General features: G+C 38.1%; 20 protein-coding genes. 14 read left to right on the top strand and 6 right to left on the bottom strand.

Annotation, left to right across the window (positions count from 1 at the left end; all coding sequences use genetic code 11):
- Window positions 1-121: 121 nt before the first annotated feature.
- On the top strand, window positions 122-865 hold the full coding sequence (locus tag E0W68_RS10280; protein ID WP_162845826.1) for a hypothetical protein: 744 nt from the start codon (window positions 122-124) through the stop codon (window positions 863-865).
- Window positions 866-952: 87 nt separating this feature from the next.
- Here the strand turns inward: E0W68_RS10280 and E0W68_RS10275 are convergent, their stop codons facing one another.
- The gene (locus E0W68_RS10275) at window positions 953-1,201 is read right to left on the bottom strand and encodes a hypothetical protein (protein ID WP_135219343.1); all 249 of its coding nucleotides are present in this window, start codon (window positions 1,199-1,201) and stop codon (window positions 953-955) included.
- Window positions 1,202-1,204: 3 nt separating this feature from the next.
- On the opposite strand from E0W68_RS10275, the gene E0W68_RS10270 reads away from it, so the two are divergent.
- The 5 genes from E0W68_RS10270 (at window position 1,205) to dnaG (ending at window position 7,017) form a co-directional block, all read left to right on the top strand.
- The gene (locus E0W68_RS10270) at window positions 1,205-1,432 is read left to right on the top strand and encodes a hypothetical protein (RefSeq protein WP_135219342.1); all 228 of its coding nucleotides are present in this window, start codon (window positions 1,205-1,207) and stop codon (window positions 1,430-1,432) included.
- A gap of 29 nt (window positions 1,433-1,461) precedes the next feature.
- On the top strand, window positions 1,462-2,532 hold the full coding sequence (locus E0W68_RS10265; protein ID WP_135219341.1) for a glycoside hydrolase family 53 protein: 1,071 nt from the start codon (window positions 1,462-1,464) through the stop codon (window positions 2,530-2,532).
- A 29-nt stretch (window positions 2,533-2,561) separates the two neighbouring features.
- Window positions 2,562-3,452, top strand: a complete 891-nt coding sequence (locus tag E0W68_RS10260; RefSeq protein WP_135219340.1) for a cation diffusion facilitator family transporter — start codon at window positions 2,562-2,564, stop codon at window positions 3,450-3,452.
- A 77-nt stretch (window positions 3,453-3,529) separates the two neighbouring features.
- The gene (locus E0W68_RS10255) at window positions 3,530-4,972 is read left to right on the top strand and encodes an SDR family oxidoreductase (protein WP_135219339.1); all 1,443 of its coding nucleotides are present in this window, start codon (window positions 3,530-3,532) and stop codon (window positions 4,970-4,972) included.
- A 62-nt stretch (window positions 4,973-5,034) separates the two neighbouring features.
- Window positions 5,035-7,017 (top strand): DNA primase, encoded by a 1,983-nt coding sequence (gene dnaG / locus E0W68_RS10250; RefSeq protein WP_135219338.1) that lies wholly within the window; start codon window positions 5,035-5,037, stop codon window positions 7,015-7,017.
- 47 nt (window positions 7,018-7,064) lie between these two features.
- On the opposite strand, the gene E0W68_RS10245 is transcribed toward dnaG, so the two are convergent.
- Both E0W68_RS10245 and nadE read right to left on the bottom strand, forming a co-directional pair.
- Window positions 7,065-7,694 (bottom strand): LuxR C-terminal-related transcriptional regulator, encoded by a 630-nt coding sequence (locus E0W68_RS10245; RefSeq protein ID WP_135219337.1) that lies wholly within the window; start codon window positions 7,692-7,694, stop codon window positions 7,065-7,067.
- A gap of 89 nt (window positions 7,695-7,783) precedes the next feature.
- Window positions 7,784-8,590 (bottom strand): NAD(+) synthase, encoded by an 807-nt coding sequence (nadE, locus tag E0W68_RS10240; protein ID WP_135219336.1) that lies wholly within the window; start codon window positions 8,588-8,590, stop codon window positions 7,784-7,786.
- Between the two features lie 112 nt (window positions 8,591-8,702).
- Here nadE and gldB point away from each other — a divergent pair, with 112 nt between their 5' ends.
- Both gldB and gldC read left to right on the top strand, forming a co-directional pair.
- A complete protein-coding gene (gene gldB, locus E0W68_RS10235) occupies window positions 8,703-9,665 on the top strand; it encodes a gliding motility lipoprotein GldB (RefSeq protein ID WP_135219335.1) in 963 nt (320 codons plus the stop codon).
- A complete protein-coding gene (gldC, locus tag E0W68_RS10230) occupies window positions 9,665-10,009 on the top strand; it encodes a gliding motility protein GldC (protein WP_135219334.1) in 345 nt (114 codons plus the stop codon). Before gldB ends, gldC begins: the two co-directional genes overlap by 1 nt.
- Window positions 10,010-10,059: 50 nt before the next feature.
- Here the strand turns inward: gldC and E0W68_RS10225 are convergent, their stop codons facing one another.
- Entirely contained in the window at window positions 10,060-10,791 is a 732-nt protein-coding gene (locus E0W68_RS10225) for a hypothetical protein (RefSeq protein ID WP_135219333.1), read from the bottom strand.
- Between the two features lie 349 nt (window positions 10,792-11,140).
- Here E0W68_RS10225 and E0W68_RS10220 point away from each other — a divergent pair, with 349 nt between their 5' ends.
- Window positions 11,141-11,521, top strand: a complete 381-nt coding sequence (locus E0W68_RS10220; protein WP_205435333.1) for a GNAT family N-acetyltransferase — start codon at window positions 11,141-11,143, stop codon at window positions 11,519-11,521.
- Between the two features lie 84 nt (window positions 11,522-11,605).
- Here the strand turns inward: E0W68_RS10220 and yihA are convergent, their stop codons facing one another.
- Window positions 11,606-12,226 carry a ribosome biogenesis GTP-binding protein YihA/YsxC gene (yihA, locus tag E0W68_RS10215; protein WP_135219332.1) on the bottom strand — a complete coding sequence of 207 codons (621 nt, stop codon included), beginning with the start codon at window positions 12,224-12,226 and terminating at the stop codon, window positions 11,606-11,608.
- Between the two features lie 62 nt (window positions 12,227-12,288).
- The gene (locus E0W68_RS10210) at window positions 12,289-13,086 is read right to left on the bottom strand and encodes an alpha/beta fold hydrolase (RefSeq protein WP_135219331.1); all 798 of its coding nucleotides are present in this window, start codon (window positions 13,084-13,086) and stop codon (window positions 12,289-12,291) included.
- A 407-nt stretch (window positions 13,087-13,493) separates the two neighbouring features.
- Between E0W68_RS10210 and mraZ the strand changes: the two genes are divergently transcribed.
- Genes mraZ through E0W68_RS10185 form a run of 5 tightly spaced genes read left to right on the top strand, consistent with a single transcriptional unit; the run spans window position 13,494 to window position 18,654 of the window.
- Window positions 13,494-13,970 (top strand): division/cell wall cluster transcriptional repressor MraZ, encoded by a 477-nt coding sequence (gene mraZ / locus E0W68_RS10205; RefSeq protein ID WP_135219330.1) that lies wholly within the window; start codon window positions 13,494-13,496, stop codon window positions 13,968-13,970.
- A complete protein-coding gene (rsmH, locus tag E0W68_RS10200; protein ID WP_192824565.1) occupies window positions 13,945-14,853 on the top strand; it encodes a 16S rRNA (cytosine(1402)-N(4))-methyltransferase RsmH in 909 nt (302 codons plus the stop codon). The genes mraZ and rsmH overlap by 26 nt, the downstream gene beginning before the upstream one ends.
- A gap of 2 nt (window positions 14,854-14,855) precedes the next feature.
- Window positions 14,856-15,203 (top strand): FtsL-like putative cell division protein, encoded by a 348-nt coding sequence (locus tag E0W68_RS10195; RefSeq protein WP_135219328.1) that lies wholly within the window; start codon window positions 14,856-14,858, stop codon window positions 15,201-15,203.
- On the top strand, window positions 15,194-17,194 hold the full coding sequence (locus E0W68_RS10190) for a penicillin-binding protein (protein WP_135219327.1): 2,001 nt from the start codon (window positions 15,194-15,196) through the stop codon (window positions 17,192-17,194). The genes E0W68_RS10195 and E0W68_RS10190 overlap by 10 nt, the downstream gene beginning before the upstream one ends.
- Complete coding sequence (locus E0W68_RS10185; protein ID WP_162845825.1) at window positions 17,191-18,654, top strand: UDP-N-acetylmuramoyl-L-alanyl-D-glutamate--2,6-diaminopimelate ligase; 1,464 nt, start codon at window positions 17,191-17,193, stop codon at window positions 18,652-18,654. The genes E0W68_RS10190 and E0W68_RS10185 overlap by 4 nt, the downstream gene beginning before the upstream one ends.
- Window position 18,655: the final 1 nt, after the last annotated feature.

Below are 18,655 nucleotides of genomic sequence, written 5' to 3'. Positions count from 1 at the left end.
ATATAGCTATTTGGTGTAATCCATAATAAGTTACTCATCCCAATCATAAACGGTTGGGATTTTTATTTGGCTATATTTGCCTATAATATAGCTTATTATGATAAACAGAAAAAATTTAAAGATGACAGTATTTTACTTTTTAGTGATTGGTATATGTGCAGTAGGGGGTTTTTGGGGGACATATAAATTATCACAGCTTTTAGGTAAAGATGATGAGATTAAACATCAACATCCTATCCCTGATGTGATGTTAATAGATTTTGACATTGAGTTTAGTTTTGACGATTTAACAACTAAAACTATTTTAGAAAAAGTGTATGCAAAAACATATATGCACGCTGGGGATATAAAAACGGTTGACAATCTGCCTGTAACAGGCTTTTTCTCAGAATCGTTGTTTAATATCTCTTCGCAAGCAAGAGAAAATTATGCGTTGAATGAAAATATATATAACATCTTAAAAAACATAGATGTTTTAGGCTCTATGTATTCTAAGAATAACGAAACAACTTTATCTTTTACAGGCAATAACTCAGAAATAATAATTGACCCTTCAAGTACAAATAATATTATCCCTAAGACAAATGAAGCTAAGTTCGGAGTTTACACCTATAATAAAGAATCAAACACATTTAAGGGTAAAGTAATTAATTTCCAAATTTTGATAGATTGTTATTCACAATCACAATATCTCTACGATTTAGAGAGAATAAAATATATGTTTACGGCAGGCGAAAAAATAAAAATAAAAAACATAGATAACATTCTTATAAAAACCCGCAAAACAAGATATTTCAGACTTAAAAATATTGACAAAAAAGAAAATGGTTTCTATAATGCCGAATTAATAAGGAGTTTAGTGTAAAAAGACTATAGTTACCTTTAAACTCTGAATTTACTTTTTACCGTTACCTCACTTACTTTAAATCTGCGTTCCACACTTTGAGGTTTTTTATGCGGGAAAATTACCTTCAAAATCAACATCTCTAAAATCAAATTTTCTGATAGAAGTTGGGGTTTCAACGTTATTAAGATAATCCAACATATTTAAACATTGCTCAATCTCAATACCTTCGTCATCAACGCTCATCAACTTACCTTGAATATACTCTGTGATAGTACTTCTATCTTGAAGTATTAAAATACGACTAACAGTTATTATTTTACCCTTTAGTCTTTTATAACCACTAAATTCATTCATAATATGGAAATAAGAATTATTGATTACCAAGATACAAAAAAATACTACGATTATATTTGTCCCTGTTACGGCGGGAAAAAAGGAATATTAAAAAAAGCATTAGAATTTTGTAGCTTCGAAGAACTAAAAGAATTATTTGACTTCTTAGAGAGTTTTGACATTGAAAGATTTAATAGCAGAAAATGCCGCTTAAAGATTAAGAATTATGGTCTTGAATCTTGGGGAGTGTAAAAAGAGTATAGTTACCATCTTTTTTTATCATGAAAAAATATTTGTGCCCTATACTCACACTTTTATTATTTGTTTCCTGTAATTCATCAGATGACGCAAAGCAACCTGATACGGTTAATAAATCTTTTTTCATTAAGGGTGTCGATGCATCTTCAACACCGCAAGTGCGGCAATCGGGCACGGTAACTCTTAATGCCGCAGGGCAACCTGAGGATATGTTGACTACATTAAAAAACGCAGGAGTAAACACCATAAGAATACGACTTTGGAAAGACCCCGAAAACACTCATTCAGGATTTGAAGAAGTAAAAGCGTTTGCCGATGAAGTAAAAAGTAAAGGAATGAAAGTATGGCTCACAGTACACTATTCCGATACTTGGGCAGACCCGGGCAATCAGACAAAGCCTATGGCTTGGCAGGATGCAGATTTTACCACATTACAACAAGAAGTATATAACTATACCACACAAATAGTAACCGCAATACAACCCGATTATATACAAATAGGAAACGAAATTAATAGTGGCTTTCTTTTCTCGGAAGGTAGTATTACCAATACAGCACAGTTTACAACCCTATTATCTAAAGGTATTAGCGCAGTGAGAGATAATAGTGCCCACTGTAAAATAATACTGCACTATGCGGGATATGAGGGGGCACAAAACTTTTATTCCGCTTTAACAAGTCTGGATTATGATATAATAGGGCTGTCCTATTATCCTATATGGCACGGAAAAGACCTTACAGCATTTCAAAATACCATGACACAGCTTACTACTCAATATAATAAGGATGTGGTTATTGCCGAAACAGCCTATCCGTTTACTTTGGAATGGAACGACCATACCAACAACATTATAGGCAGCGAAGACCAACTGTTGCCACAATATACCCCCACAACTGCCGGTCAAAAGGCATATTTGCAGCAAATAAAACAAATAGCTACACAAGTGCCCAAAGGTATTGGTTTTTGTTATTGGGGCGCAGAGCTAATTGCTTTTAACGGATCTACAGCAACAGATGGTTCGGCTACCGAAAACCTTGCCTTTTGGGATTTTAATAACACAGCATTGCCTGTATTGGAGGTATATCAGGACTAATTCTGCTTATTTTTACAGTAAAAATTACTATGTCGCACAGCCACTCTCATGATCATGCTAACAAGTCGGGAAACAACCTAAAAGTTGCTTTTTTCCTGAACCTTAGTTTTACCGTATTGGAAATTGTAGGCGGGCTGTATGTAAACAGCGTTGCAATACTCTCAGATGCTTTGCACGATTTGGGCGACAGTTTTTCGCTCGGGTTGTCTTGGTATCTCAACGAGCATTCCAAAAAGAAACCCAACAACAAGTTTACTTTCGGCTACAGCCGTTTCTCCCTCATGGGTGCGTTTATCAATAGTATAATACTTATTGGCGGTTCTGTATATATTATTATCGAAGCCATAAAGCGATTAATGAGTACCGAAGAGCCTAATGCCGAGGGGATGTTCCTGTTTGCTATTGTGGGCATTGCCGTAAACGGTTATGCAGCCTTTAGGCTAAGCGATGGTAAAACGCTTAACGAACGTGTGGTAAGTTTACATTTAATAGAAGATGTATTGGGCTGGGTTGCCGTACTGATAGCCTCTGTAGTAATGATGTTTGTAGATGCACCCTATCTCGACCCTTTACTGTCGCTGGGCATTACCGTATATATTTTGTATAATGTGATAAAACGAATGAAAGAAACACTGGTAATAATGTTGCAGGGCACCCCCTATGATATAGACCCCGAAAAGTTGAAAAGTGAAATATTACAGGTGCAAAACGTACTCTCATTACACCATGTACACATCTGGTCGCTGGAGGGAGAACATCACGTTTTTGCAGCACACGTCAGGGTAAATAACACAACATCCTTTAATCAGGTAATACAAATAAAAAATGCTATTAAAGCCATACTTAAACAATATCCTTTCTCGCATTATACCATAGAGGTAGAGCTGGAAGAAGAACCCTGCGAGTTAGAAAACAGTTAACAATTTGTAATTTTTATAACAAATGTTCAACAATTTGTTTACTGTTTTGTTCTTAAATTTAAATTAAAATTCAGTAAATGAAGGTATTGGTTACAGGTACTACAGGTTATATAGGCAAACGGCTCATACCGTTTTTGCTGGAATTAGATTATGAGCTTGTGTGTTGTGTGCGCGACCTTAGCCGTATCCCCGATCAGTTTAAAAACCACCCTGCTATCAGTTTTATAGAAATTGATTTTTTAGTGTATGATGATAGTGTAAACATCCCCCAGGATATTAACGTTGCCTACTACCTCATGCACTCCATGTCCGCCTCTGAAGATTTTGAAAAACTGGAGCTTACCTGTGCCGCCAATTTTAAAAAATACATCAGCGCTACTCAGGTTCAGCAGGTAATTTATCTGAGTGGTATTGTTAACGAAGATTTGCTCTCCAAGCACCTCCAATCCAGAAAACAAGTAGAAGAAACACTCGAGGCAGGGCAATATGCCCTTACCACCCTGCGTGCCGGTATCATTGTAGGCAGCGGTAGCGCATCTTTCGAAATCATTCGTGATTTAGTAGAAAAATTACCCATAATGATAACCCCCCGATGGCTCAATACCAAGTCGCAGCCCATAGCCATACGCGATGTATTGGCATACCTCTCCAAAGCAGCAGGCAGAAAAGAGCTATACAATAAAAATTATGATATATACGGTCCGGATATACTCACATATAAGCAAATGCTGCTCATTTTTGCCAGTGTTCGCAGGCTAAAGCGTTTTATATGCACACTCCCTATAATGACACCGCGCTTGTCATCCTACTGGCTGTATTTTGTAACCTCTACTTCCTACAAGCTTGCCGTATCACTTGTAGATAGTATGAAGATAGAAATTGTGGGCAGACCCAACGACCTACCTGAACTTTTAGACGTAAAACCCATAAGCTATCGCGAAGCGGTAGAAAAAGCCTTTACCAAAATAGAAGACGACAGTATTACCTCCAGTTGGAAAGATGCAATGGTGAGCAGCCATTTTAAAGGCAAGTTATCCAATTATGTAAGTATTCCCGAATATGGCTGTTTAGAAGACGTAAAGCACCGCATTATTGATGATGACGAAGCGGTACTTAACCGCATTTGGGCACTGGGGGGTAATACAGGGTGGTATTACGGTAATTTTTTATGGCGCATAAGAGGCTTTCTCGATAAAATGTTCGGTGGCACAGGCATTCGCAGGGGGCGCACCCATTTATCTAAAATACAGGCAGGCGATGCACTCGATTTTTGGCGTGTGCTGCTTGCCGACCGCGAACAGAAACGATTACTGCTGTATGCCGAAATGAAATTGCCGGGCGAAGCCTGGCTGGAGTTTAAAATAGAAGACGGCAGGCTACAGCAACGCGCCGTGTTTCGCCCCAAAGGACTTTGGGGCAGGTTGTATTGGTACTCTGTGTTGCCATTTCATTACTTTGTTTTTAACGGACTTATTGATAATCTGGCGGGTAATCCTAACAAAGGTTTGAGGGGCGATTAAATCATTTTTTTTCCCGCAAACTACGTATCTTTGCTAATCCTGTTGGCAAAATCCCGAAAGTCTTGATTTCTAAAAACACTATAGATACTGTATTTGAAACCGCCCGTGTAGAGGAGGTTATCGGCGATTTTGTACAACTCAAACGGGCAGGCAGTAACCTAAAAGGGTTAAGCCCCTTTAGTAACGAAAAGTCGCCATCGTTTATGGTATCGCCCGTAAAACAAATATGGAAAGATTTTAGCTCGGGCAAAGGCGGCAACGCTGTGGCTTTTCTTATGGAGCATGAGCATTTTTCGTACCCCGAAGCCATCCGTTACCTTGCCAATAAATACAATATAGAAATAGAGGAAACGGAACAGACCGACCAAGACAAAGAACAGGCGAACGAGAAAGAAAGTATGTACTTGGTATCGGAATTTGCGCAGAAATATTTTCATAATACCATGCTTAATACCGATGAAGGGCAGGCAGTAGGATATTCTTACTTTAAAGAGCGTGGCTTTACAGGAGATACGATTAAAAAATTCGGATTGGGATATTCCCCCGAAGTGTGGGATGCTTTTACCAAAGAAGCGTTGGGCAAAGGTTACAAACAGGAATTTTTAGATAAAACAGGACTTACTATTATAAAAGAAGACGGCAGGCATATCGACAGGTTTCGGGGTAGGGTAATGTTCCCAATCCAGAGCATGTCGGGGCGTGTGCTTGGTTTCGGGGGGCGTATATTAGGCAATGATAAGAAAGCAGCGAAATACCTCAACTCGCCCGAAAGCGATATTTACCACAAGAGTAAAGTATTATATGGTATATACCACGCCAAGCAGGCTATAGCCAAGCAAGATAATTGCTACCTGGTAGAAGGTTATACCGACGTAATACAAATGCATCAGGCAGGGATAGAGAATGTAGTGGCATCTTCAGGTACGGCATTAACACCCGACCAGATTCGCCTTATCAACAGGCTTACCAAAAATATAACCGTTCTTTTTGATGGCGATGCTGCGGGCTTGCGTGCCTCCATCAGGGGTATCGATCTGATATTGGAAGAGGGTATGAATGTAAAAGTATGCACCTTTCCCGAAGGGGAAGACCCGGATAGTTTTGCGAAAAAAAGCACTCATGATGAGTTAGTGGCATATCTTGCTACTAATGCTAAAGATTTCATACAGTTTAAAGCATCGTTACTGGTAGATGAGGCTAAAAATGACCCTGTAAAAAAAGCAGGACTTATTCGGGATATGGTTACCAGTATTGCCAAGATACCCGACAGGATACAACGCGAGGTATATATACAGGAGTGCGCCCGTATTATGGATATATCCGAGCAGGTGCTGGCAAGTACGCTGGCACAGTTGGTACAAAAGGATATAACCGATGCAGGTAAGAAGCTCAAGGAACAACAGAAGGCGCAAACCATGCAGCCTGTTGATGAAGGAGCGCAACAAACCCGCGAAAATATAAACATACAAGATGTACTGGAGCGCAAGATTATAGAGATATTGCTCCTATATGGCAGTACCGAACAGGATTTTGAAGATGTATATATTAAGTATGATGAGTTTGGCAAAGAGTATGAAGAAACGGAGCATAAAACCTTTAAAGTATATGAGCGTATTTACCTGAACTTACAGGAAGATGAAATAGAATTTACCAACCCCGTTTTTAAGGATTTATATAAAGCTGTAATAGATTATTACCTGTCACATGAGGAGTTTAGCGTGGATGCTTTTCTGAATACCTTGTTGCCCGAATTGCAGTCTGTAGCAGCGGATATTTATATGCAGGACGAAAAATACCATTTGCATGAATGGGAAGAAAAGAAACAGATACCTGTAAAAGAAAAATCGATGGCAGTAGCCACCTATGCCACAGAGCATATTATAGACCTGCGCTGGCTACTGCTGGGCAAGTTGATACAAGACCTTAAACTACAGGTAAGCCCCGAAGCCGATAATATGGAAATATTAATGGCGGTAAAAGATTATAATATGCTGATTAACTACCTGTCCCGAAAGATAAGCAGGATAAGGAGTTCTTTTTATTAGCCTTATAAGGCGAGAGTAGTATTTTCTCGATATGTTGTAATTGCAAGTTACACTATTTCCAATGTTTTTGCTTTGTTAACCAAATCTACTAAGTTGGTAACGTGAAGTTTAGTGAGTAATCTTAGTTTATAAGTACTTATGGTTTTTTCGTTCAGGTCCAGCAGTTTGGCAATTTCTTTGTTTTTCTTTCCTTCGCTCAGGTAGCGCAGTACTTCAATTTCACGCGATGAAAGTTTGCGGTACAGTCTTTCCGATTTTTTACCTTTGTTCAGCAATGCAATATTTTTTTTAACGGCATCGCTATACACCACACCACCTTCATTTACCTTACGGATGGCATTTTCCAACACCTCCATTTTTGCACTTTTATGCACGTATCCCGATACACCTGTTTTTAGAGCATTAGGAGCATAAATTTGCTCGGCAAGATTTGTAAACAGTATTATTTTTGTGTCAGGAAATTCATCAACGAGCGATTTTAAAGCACTAATACTGGTAAGCCCCTCCAACTCAAGGTCTATAATAGCTGTGTCTATCATTTTTTTAGAGAGCATATCCAGTAAGCTGTCCAGATTGTTTACTATACCAACAAAACTGAAATCTGAATTTTCTTTAAAATAGGACTTCATCCCATGATGCACAACAGGATGGTTATCTGCTAAGCAAATCTTAATCATATCCTTACAATTTTTTTGGTTAAAAACTTAATAGTAAAGTTAGTAATTAAAATTGTATTAAATCTTAAAGTATTGTGAATGAAAGAATTTTATTTCAAATCAGCAGGTATCTCGCAAACCGGTATAGGATTCATTTTATGCTGGTTTATCGTATTCAATCTTTTATAAATAATAAAAACCTCTTTTTGCCTGCCTGTAAAGTCATCGGCTTTAGCACCTTTTTCAACTTCCTTCATCGCCCACTCCAGCTCGTCATAACCCGCCCCAAGCTGGTCTTCATCAGTACGGTCGTCGCCAAATAGCCCATCGGTAGGTTTCGCATCAATAATACTTTGCGGTACACCAAGATGTTTTGCCAACTCCCTTACTTCGCTTTTCATCAGGTCGGCAATCGGGCTTATATCTACACCGCCATCGCCATACTTAGTAAAAAAGCCAACTCCAAAATCTTCAACTTTATTACCCGTACCCGCTACTAAGGCACTGTTTATGCCTGCAAAATAATATAAAGTTGTCATTCTCAGCCTGGCGCGGGTATTGGCAAGGGTAAGATTGCTCAGGTGTTCATTTTCCGATTCCGGTACTTGTTTGCAAAATGCTCCGAAAACAGGGGTAAGATCAGCCTCTGTTTCCGATACGTTACTGTATTTCTTTTTAAGCTGTGCTATATGTTCTTTGGCGCGCTGTACATGGCTGTGCACCTGATGAATGGGCATTTCTATACAAAGCGTAGGTAAACCCGTTTGGGCACAAAGGGTAGAGGTAACGGCAGAGTCGATACCCCCCGATATTCCTACAACAAAACCTTTTACTTTTGCGTTAGAAGCGTAGTCGCGTAACCAGTTTGTAATATAATTGCTTATTGCCTCAGCTTTAAATCCGTTATCGGTATGCATATTATGTATATATTTATAAATTAGGAGATGTATATTTGCGCGATTAATGTGATAAAATTACAAAAATTAAAGGGAGTCAACCCTGATAAGATTACAAATAATAGTACAAAAAATGAAGAAGTTTGTGTTAGTAATTACCGCTTTGGTAATTGTTGTTTCCTGTAAAAATGAAGACAAGAAGGAAAGCGAAATAGCCGAAGTGCCTGTTGAGAAAGTTACAGCGGAGCGTTTTGATAAAAAGTTTTTTGGCGGTACACCGGATGACCTTCCGCAGCTTAAAGAAGACTACCCATATCTTTTTCCTGAGGGAAATGAGGATGAAGTTTGGATAAACAAAATGCGCGACCCTTTTCAGTTAAAATTATATGAAGAGGTACAAAAAAAGTTTCCCTCTGTTGATGGGATTGAAAAAGATTTGGAAGAATTATTTAAGCATATAAAGTATTATTATCCTGATTTTCAAACGTCTAAAGTGGTAACATTAGTATCTGATGATATAGAAACCAAAGCAGTATATGCAGATGGTCTTTTATTGATACCACTTAGCCTGTATTTGGGTAAAGACAACTACCTGTATGAAGGTTTGCCAAAATATCAGGTACAGCAGTTTACATCTTCGCAAATACTGCCCGATGTTACAACATCATTTGCTGCGGGCAAAGTAGCACCACCAAGTGACAGAACATTGTTGTCGCTAATGATATATTTTGGTAAAGAACTGTATATGCAAGATTTGCTATTGCCCGATGTACCGGATGCCGATAAAATAGGCTACACGCCCAAACAGTTACAATGGGCACAAGAAAACGAATCGGAAATGTGGCGTTATTTTGTAGAAAAAAATATGCTGTATGATACTGACCCGAAGCTACCCGCAAGGTTTATAAACCCTGCGCCCTTTTCTAAATTTTATTTAGAGCTTGATAATGAGTCACCCGGAAGGTTAGGACGTTGGCTCGGCTGGCAAATAGTGCGTGCCTATGCGGAAAATAATAAAAATGTAACTTTGCAGGAGCTTTTGGCAACGGATGCTAAAACCATTTTTGAAAAATCTAAATACAAACCCAAGAAATAATGCCGGATACTAAGAAACTAACATCAGAAATAAAACTTGATATAACCCTTGACGAAAACAGAGTGCCTGAAAAACTGCACTGGACAGCTCGCGACGGGGGTGTGGAAAATGAGGAGTCCAAAGCTGTAATGCTGTCCGTATGGGACAGTAAAGCGAAAGAGAGTATGCGTATAGACTTATGGACGAAGGATATGCCTGTGGATGAAATGAAAATATTTTTTCACCAAACTCTGGTTTCTATGGCTGATACTTTTGAGCGGGCTACAGGAGACAAAAAAATGACTGACACGATGAAAGATTTTTGCGATTACTTTGCCGAGAAGCTTGAGCTAAAAGAGAAGTAAAAATAAAAAAGCGGCAACTGCCGCTTTTTTATTTTTAGTAGATTATTTAATTAGGGCATCACATATGAAAGGTCTAACTCTTCAACTACTAATATTGTACATGTGCCTCCACATACACTCGAATTAAAAGAATATGAGCAGGAAGCTCCTGAATTAACACAAAGATTATAGGCTTGCAAACAGTTTTCAGCAGCAGTATCATGTCGTATAACACAATATGCAGCTGTGGCTATTGTTACAATTGCGCTAATAGCAATGCATGCCACACATGGAACTCCTAATGTTTGATAGTCAGGCTGAATATTATCAAAGCCATCTCTCACAAAAGTATTTATATCAGCAAGACCATCAATCTCAATTTCATGTGTGAACTGTTCATTGTTGTAATAATCATCAATAGTTGTACTAACAATTGTCGTATTCTTATTTAAATCTTGTTTCAGATTTACATATGCATCAAAATTACCTCCATTAATATTAGACACTTTTGCATTCATATCATCAATTTTGGTAATTCCATCATGAGTTACACCATCTTGAATGTTAATGTTGAATAAGACAATTTCATTTTGGAGTTTCATATATCCCAAAGAATGATAGTCTTTATAGTCTAATAGACTAAACCCAATAAAGTGATTTGAAGAAGTTTTCGGTTTAAGACTATTGTCAGTTTGATAATTAACAGTTTCGTCGGTACTTGGACTCGAGCATGAGAAAATCAGAAATAATAAAGCTAAGGGTACACTGAACAAAGATTTTCTGAAGTAAGGTAAAATTTTCATTGAATGGAATTTTTAGTTAAAAAATTAATTTATATAAATAAGAATAAAATTATAACAGAAATATATAATCATCAATGAATCATCCATTAATTGGATAACTAATTAAAATACTATATTCATCGTAAAATTTAGACTTAATAAATTTTACGATGAATAGAAACAAAAACTTAGTTTAGGGATACAAAAATGAGAAATGCGATTACCATAATACAACAGAAGAAACAACTCCATGTATTTTCAGACCAATTTTTCATTTGTTTAATATATTTTTATAGTTAATTCGAAAATATATCTTTTTTAAAAAACAAAATGTTAATGAAGTGTTAATTTTTTTAAAATATTTTTTATAATGAATATCACACTACGTAATTACAAAAGCGAAGATATACACCATATTGTAGCACTATTTAGAGAAACAATACATACTGTTAATGCCAAAGACTATACTAAAGAGCAGCTTAACGCTTGGGCTCCCGAGTATATTGATGTCGAAAAATGGGATATAAAGCTATCGCAGCATTATACGCTTATAGCAGAGTGCGATGGTGTAGTTTGTGGTTTTGGTGATATAGATGATACTGGTTATTTTGACCATCTGTTTGTACATAAAGACCATCAGGGGCAGGGTATAGCTACAAAAATTGCTGTTGCAATAGAAAAGTATGCGAAAGAAAAAGATTTTGCTGTAATAACCGTAGCGGCATCCATTACTGCACAACCCTTTTTTTAAAGCGGGGCTATACTATAGTTAGGCAACAGCAGGTAGTATATAACGGGCAAACATTTACTAACTTTTTTATGGAAAAAGAATTGGCTATATAAGTCCTTGATTTTTAAATATACCCTGATTTATATCGTCAATATATTGTAAAACTTCCTCGCGCCCTGTACCATGTGTAGATGAGGTTACAAAATAAGGAGGCATTTCTTCCCAGTTGTTTTCAAGCAGTTGTTGTCTATAGGCGCTCACATGCTCTTCTATTTTTCGAGGGCTTATTTTGTCGGCTTTTGTAAATACAACACAAAACGGAACTTCCTGCTCACCTAAATAATTTATAAACTCCAAGTCTATCTTTTGGGCATCGTGGCGTATGTCTATCAATACAAAAGCGCAAACTAACTGTTCTCTTTTTTCAAAATAATTGGTAATGAATTTCTGGAACGTTTCTTTGGTTTTTTTAGATACTCTTGCATAACCATAACCCGGCAAATCGACCAAGAACCAATTGCCATTTATCTTAAAATGGTTTATCAGTTGAGTTTTTCCGGGTCTGGCAGATGTTTTGGCAAGGCTGTTACGCCCCGTAAGCATATTAATGAGGGATGATTTACCCACGTTAGACCGCCCTATAAAAGCATACTCCGGCAATGGCTCTTTCGGACATTTGCTAACATCAGAATTGCTTATTATAAAATCAGCGGTATTAACTTTCATTATAAAATGTTTATAGTTGTAATACAGGAATAACAGTGTTTTGGTACACCGTTTTATTCACATTACATTCTTTTGCTCTCTTGTATGGCAGTGCTTCCTGTAAGATTCATTTTTTTTAACCATTCATGCATCAGGATGTTAAATTCCTCCGGGTTCTCCATCATTGCGGCATGCCCGCACTTATCTATCCAGTACAGGCTGGAGTTGGGCAATAATTTATGAAATTCCTCAGCAACGTCAGGCGGGGTAACGGTATCGTTTTTGCCCCATATTATACAGGTAGGAACATGCATTTTCGGCAAATCTTTAGCCATATTATGGCGTATTGCGCTTTTGGCAATAGTAAGCGTTTTAACCAGCTTCAGCCTGTCATTAGCCATTGCATATACCTCGTCCACAATTTCTTTTGTAGCTATGGCAGGGTCATAAAATACAGCTTCCGCCTTTTTTTGTATGTAGTCATAATCGCCCCTTCTCGGGTAGCTGTCGCCCATAGCACTTTCATACAAACCGGAACTTCCGGTAATAATCAGTCCCAGCATTTTTTCAGGATACATTTTGGTATGGTACAACGCTATGTGCCCACCCAGTGAGTTACCCAGCAGAATTACTCTGTCAAAACCTTTGTATGTAATAAAATCTTTAACCCATTTGGCAAATGCTTTCACATTCGTTTTCAACAGGCTTTGAGTATATATAGGTAATTCAGGAATAACTACTTTGTAGCCGTATTTGGGGAAATATTCAGCAACACCGTCAAAGTTGCTAAGTCCTCCCATCAAACCATGTAAAATTATTATGGGTGTACCTTCTCCGGCTTCGTAGTAACTGTACTTACCCTCTTTTTTTGTGCTTTGCATCTTGATTTGTAAACTATATCAGGAAGCACAAATATATGATTTTAATGTTTAACAAACCGTGTTTTGTATGCTTGCATCCTTTTTTTGTTCTATTTGGGTTGTAAAAGTCTTGTATATAGATGCTTATAAGTTTTTTGAGTAGGTTTTCAAAGCCGTGTTTAACTGTTTTTGCACAACTTTTAAATATTATGCATTTTATAACAGGTTTTAATACAAAAATGTAGTGATTTTTCAACACTTTTTCAGGTAGCCTGAATATTTTTTAAAGCCTGTACATTAACGCTGTAACCTCTATGCAAGACAATGTGGGAATAGTGTGGTAAAACTTATTAACAATGTGGTAGAAAGTGGAATAAAGTGGTAAATAATGTATATATTTGCTTTGTTGTTAAAATAAATCTAACTGCTTGAATACCATTGTAGGAACATATGAATGTAAGGTAGATGCAAAGGGAAGGCTCATGATGCCTGCACCCTTGAAGAAGCAATTGTCTGCGGGTATTGATAATGGGTTTGTTTTAAAGCGTTCCGTGTTTCAGCCATGTTTGGAATTATACCCTATGGCAGAGTGGGAAAAAATGATGCAAAAAATAAACAAACTGAATCGGTTTGTTAAAAAGAACAACGATTTCATCAGGCGGTTTACTGCCGGTGTAAAGATGATAGAGGTAGATGCCGCCGGTAGGCTGTTGATACCGAAAGACCTTGTCGCTTTTGCAGCTATTGATAAGGATATTGTGCTTTCTTCCGCAGTGAATATTGTGGAGGTATGGGATAAAGAAAAATACGAACAGTCTATTGATGATTCAGTTGTTGATTTTGCAGATCTGGCTGAAGAAGTGATGGGAAATTTAAATGATGATGATAGTGATGGAATATCATAACCCTGTTTTGTTGAAAGAAACTGTAGATGGGCTTGCTATAAAACCCGATGGTGTTTATGTGGATGTAACCTTTGGCGGTGGCGGTCACTCAAGAGAGATTATAAAAAGGCTCGGACCCAACGGAAAGCTGTTTGCTTTTGATCAGGATGAAGATGCGCAGGCTAATGTAATAGACGATGAACGTTTTGTGTTGATTCCTGAAAATTTCAGATTTTTAAAAAGGTATCTGCGTTTTCACGGAGTAACCGAGGTTGATGGCATACTGGCAGATTTAGGTGTATCATCGCACCAGTTTGATGTTGCCGAGCGAGGCTTTTCTACCCGGTTTGAAGCAGAGCTGGATATGCGCATGAGTAAGAAAAACGATGTGAGCGCCTATAGTGTAATTAACGGATATGAAGAAGAGCAGTTGAAAAAAATGTTCTTTGATTATGGAGAGCTTAAAAATGCAAGAGGAATAGCAAATACTATTGTTGCAGCAAGAAAAGAAAAAGAGATTAAAAACTCTGAAGAGTTTAAAACAGTCCTTAACCGATTTCTTCCGGCACACAGGAGCAATAAGATATTGGCGCAAATGTACCAGGCTATCCGTATAGAGGTAAATCAGGAAATAGAAGCACTTAAAGAATTTTTATTACAATCGTTGGAGGTGCTCAAACCCGGAGGCAGGCTTAGTGTAATATCTTATCATTCCCTTGAAGATAGATTAGTAAAACGCTATATGCGCAACGGAATGTTTGAAGGAGAGCCTGAGCGCGATATGTTTGGAAATTTTGAAGTGCCTTTTAAAAGTATAGAAAAACTGATAGTTCCGACAGATGATGAGATAGCTGTAAATAACAGAGCAAGAAGTGCAAAGCTGCGAGTAGCAGAAAAAAAATAATTATGAAAGGCGGGGTTTACGGTCTGTTAAAAGCAAAATATTTAGTAGATGAAGGTTCTATGAAAAACTGGAGCTTCATCATTTTTTTGGTAGTAATAGCCATGCTCATGATAGCCAACGCTCATAATTATGAACAAAAGATACACCGCATTGAAGCACTTAAAAATGAAGTAAAAGTACTTCGTTCTGAATTTGTTGACAGACGTTCTGAACTGATGGAGCTTAAAATGGAATCGACTGTGGCGCGCAAGATGGAGCAAAGAGAGATATACCCTTCATCGGTACCACCTAAAAAGATAAAAGTAATAAAAGAGGAAGAGAAAAGCACATTTAGTAAATTATGGCAGTAGAAGATAAAAAAATATCTTACAGAATATATCTGGTAGCCTTCGCAATTTTTGTGATGGCTATACTTATTGCCGTAAAACTCACCAATATTCAGTGGGTAGAGGGCGACTATTATCGTCAGCTTGCCCGCGAGCGCACAGTGCGCAACTTTACCATTCCTGCCAACAGAGGCAATGTATATTCGGCAGATGGTAGCCTGCTGGCAACTTCCATACCCAATTATACAATTCGCTTTGACGCCCTTGCACCAAAAAAAGAAGATTTTGATGAATACCTTCCTGCTCTTGCCGATTCACTATCGGTAATGCTGGGCAAACCCTCATCCTATTATTACGATAAATTAACCAAAGCCCGCAATATTAAAAACAGGTATCAACTTATCACAAAAGGATTAAGCTATACGGAATACATACGTATAAAGAACTTCCCATTATTTGAGTTGGGTGCATTTAAAGGAGGTATCATTACCGAGCAGAAAACAGTAAGAGAGCATCCTATAGGCAAAATTGCCGAGCGTACCATAGGGTATGAAAGGCTAAGCTACTCAGGAGAAAATTTGGAAGTAGGTATAGAGGGAGCATTTGCCAAGTATCTTAATGGTACAAACGGTAAACGCATGATGCAAAAGATAGCCAAAAACCAGTGGAAACCCATAAGCGATGATAACGAAATAGAGCCCGTAGATGGTTATGATATAATATCGACTATAGATGTATATATACAGGATATTGCACACCATGCCCTGCTGAAACAACTGGAATACTATGAAGCCGATCATGGTTGTGTAGTAGTTATGGAAACCAAAACAGGCTATGTAAAAGCAATATCCAACTTAGGTCGTGCCAAAGACAGTTCATACTACGAAACCGTAAACTATGCCGTAGGCGAGTCGCAAGAGCCGGGTTCAACCTTCAAATTGGCAGGGCTTATTGCATTACTGGAAGATAAAAAAGTAGATACCAGCCAGGTATATGATTCGCATGGCGGTGAGATAATGTATTTTAACCGTAAAGTGCGCGACTCTAAAAAAGGAGGATACGGTAAGATATCACTGGCGCGCGGTTTTGAAGTTTCATCCAATACCGTATTGGTACAGGCAGTATATGATAATTATAAAGACGATCCGAGAGCATTTGTAAATCACATTAGCAACTTCGGTCTGGATAAACCTTTAGGTGTTTCCATCATAGGAGAAGGGAAGCCCTATATACCAAATCCGGATGATAAAAAATGGTCAAGACTATCACTGCCATGGATGGGTTTTGGATATGGCGTTTCAATGACACCATTACAAACACTTGCATTTTATAATGCTATAGCAAACGATGGCGAAATGGTAAGGCCCCTGTTTGTAAAAGATATTAAAGAATGGAATAAAACCATAAAACATTTTGATAAAGAGGTAATAAAACCTCAGATATGCTCGCAGGAAACCATAGATAAAGTAAGAGGAGTATTAGAAAACGTAGTAAAGCGCGGAACAGGCTCAAAATTATACTCACCAAACTTTTCAATGGCAGGCAAAACAGGTACGGCACAGGTAAACTATGGTGGTGGTAAAGGCGACGAGATGTATTATTCATCATCATTTGTAGGCTATTTTCCGGCAGATGAACCACAATACTCCTGTATCGTAGTTATTCATAAGCCAAGTATCCGAAAAGGGTATTACGGAGCCGATGTATCAGGACCGGTATTTAAGAGAATAGCGCAAAAAATATTTACCGATGTACCCTCTACCAATCAGATAAAAAAATTGGATAAAGAAATAAAAGGTCAGGAACAATTATATGCCTCCTATTACCAAAAAGTTCAAAAAGAAACAAATGTTATGCCCAATCTTGCCGGTATGAGTGGCATGGATGCCGTGGCACTATTAGGAAATTTGGGGGTTAAAGTACACGTTGCAGGCATCGGCAAAGTAAAAAAGCAATCGATACCGCCGGGGCAACCCCTTAAAAAAAATCAAACTATAATATTGGAATTGTTGTGATGGTATTAAAAGACATATTATATAAAACTGCTATCGAGGCTGTAAAAGGCTCAACCGATATAACCGTAAATACCATAGCTTTTGATTCCAGACTTATAAGTAAAAATGATGTTTTTATCGCTGTAAGAGGCACGCAGTCTGACGGGCACGATTATATACAAAAAGCAGTAAGCCAGGGCGCTGTTGCCGTAGTATGCGAAACATTGCCCGAAACAGAGCGTACAAGCGTTACTTATGTACAGGTTAAAAACTCAGGCAGGGCATTAGCATTCATGGCATCCAATTTTTACGGAACACCCTCTAAAAACCTGAAACTGGTAGGCGTAACAGGTACTAATGGTAAGACAACCATAGCCACACTTTTGCATCAACTGTTTAAAAATGCAGGTTATAAAACAGGCTTACTTTCTACCGTAAAGGTAATGGTGGGAGACACCGAATATAAGGCAACACACACCACACCCGATTCGCTCACTATAAACAAGTACCTGCATGAAATGACCCAGGAAGGGGTAGAGTACTGCTTTATGGAAGTAAGCTCGCATGGCATACACCAAAGCAGAACGGCAGGACTGGAGTTTGCGGGAGGTATATTTACAAACCTGTCGCATGATCATTTGGACTACCATAACAGCTTTGCAGAGTACCGTAATGTAAAGAAGATATTTTTTGACGAATTGCCTAAAACAGCCTTTGCATTAGTAAATGTAGATGATAAAAACGGATTGGTAATGTTGCAAAATACCAAGGCTAAAAAGCTGACGTATGCGCTAAGAACCTATGCCGATTACAAAGCCCAGATATTAGAAAATCAACTTTCGGGGTTGTTACTTAAAATAAATGAGCAGGAAGTATGGGTAAAACTCATAGGAACATTTAATGCCTATAACCTATTGGCAATATATGGTGCTGCGGTAAACTTAGGATTGGAAAGTCAGGAAGTATTACGCCTGATGAGTGAGTTGGAAAGCGTTTCAGGACGATTTCAATTTATTATCTCTGAAACCAAAATAACAGCGATAGTAGATTATGCCCATACGCCGGACGCTTTAGAAAACGTATTGAAAACAATAGAAACTATCCGTACCAGAAACGAGCAGCTTATAACAGTAGTAGGTTGCGGAGGCGACAGAGACAAAACCAAACGACCCATTATGGCACACATAGCATCAGCTATGAGTGATCAGGCAATTTTTACATCGGATAACCCAAGAAGTGAAGAGCCGGAGCTGATTATAGAAGATATGGAGAGAGGAGTAGAACCTCAGAATTATAAAAAAACAATAGCTGTTGTGGACAGAAAGCAGGCAATAAAAATAGCCTGCCAGCTTGCAAAACCCAACGACATTATACTCATAGCCGGAAAAGGGCATGAAACCTATCAGGAAATAAAAGGGGTTCGTACCCATTTTGACGATATGGAGACGGTAAGAGAATTATTAGCGCAACTAAACAAATAAT

This window comes from Flavobacterium salilacus subsp. salilacus (genome assembly GCF_004634195.1).
In the GTDB taxonomy this organism is placed as follows: Bacteria; Bacteroidota; Bacteroidia; order Flavobacteriales; family Flavobacteriaceae; genus Flavobacterium; species Flavobacterium salilacus.
This window is presented reverse-complemented; position numbering and strand designations above follow the sequence as displayed.

Coding starts and splice junctions, on each gene's coding strand:
- E0W68_RS10245 (WP_135219337.1), bottom strand. CDS start 7,694: ATGATTAAGATTTGCTTAGCAGATAACCATCCTGTTGTGCATCATGGG.
- E0W68_RS10225 (WP_135219333.1), bottom strand. CDS start 10,791: ATGAAAATTTTACCTTACTTCAGAAAATCTTTGTTCAGTGTACCCTTA.
- E0W68_RS10280 (WP_162845826.1), top strand. CDS start 122: ATGACAGTATTTTACTTTTTAGTGATTGGTATATGTGCAGTAGGGGGT.
- E0W68_RS10210 (WP_135219331.1), bottom strand. CDS start 13,086: ATGCAAAGCACAAAAAAAGAGGGTAAGTACAGTTACTACGAAGCCGGA.
- gldB (WP_135219335.1), top strand. CDS start 8,703: ATGAAGAAGTTTGTGTTAGTAATTACCGCTTTGGTAATTGTTGTTTCC.
- E0W68_RS10195 (WP_135219328.1), top strand. CDS start 14,856: ATGAAAGGCGGGGTTTACGGTCTGTTAAAAGCAAAATATTTAGTAGAT.
- E0W68_RS10275 (WP_135219343.1), bottom strand. CDS start 1,201: ATGAATGAATTTAGTGGTTATAAAAGACTAAAGGGTAAAATAATAACT.
- yihA (WP_135219332.1), bottom strand. CDS start 12,226: ATGAAAGTTAATACCGCTGATTTTATAATAAGCAATTCTGATGTTAGC.
- rsmH (WP_192824565.1), top strand. CDS start 13,945: ATGATGATAGTGATGGAATATCATAACCCTGTTTTGTTGAAAGAAACT.
- E0W68_RS10260 (WP_135219340.1), top strand. CDS start 2,562: ATGTCGCACAGCCACTCTCATGATCATGCTAACAAGTCGGGAAACAAC.
- E0W68_RS10190 (WP_135219327.1), top strand. CDS start 15,194: ATGGCAGTAGAAGATAAAAAAATATCTTACAGAATATATCTGGTAGCC.
- nadE (WP_135219336.1), bottom strand. CDS start 8,590: ATGCATACCGATAACGGATTTAAAGCTGAGGCAATAAGCAATTATATT.
- E0W68_RS10220 (WP_205435333.1), top strand. CDS start 11,141: ATGAATATCACACTACGTAATTACAAAAGCGAAGATATACACCATATT.
- gldC (WP_135219334.1), top strand. CDS start 9,665: ATGCCGGATACTAAGAAACTAACATCAGAAATAAAACTTGATATAACC.
- E0W68_RS10265 (WP_135219341.1), top strand. CDS start 1,462: ATGAAAAAATATTTGTGCCCTATACTCACACTTTTATTATTTGTTTCC.
- E0W68_RS10255 (WP_135219339.1), top strand. CDS start 3,530: ATGAAGGTATTGGTTACAGGTACTACAGGTTATATAGGCAAACGGCTC.
- E0W68_RS10270 (WP_135219342.1), top strand. CDS start 1,205: ATGGAAATAAGAATTATTGATTACCAAGATACAAAAAAATACTACGAT.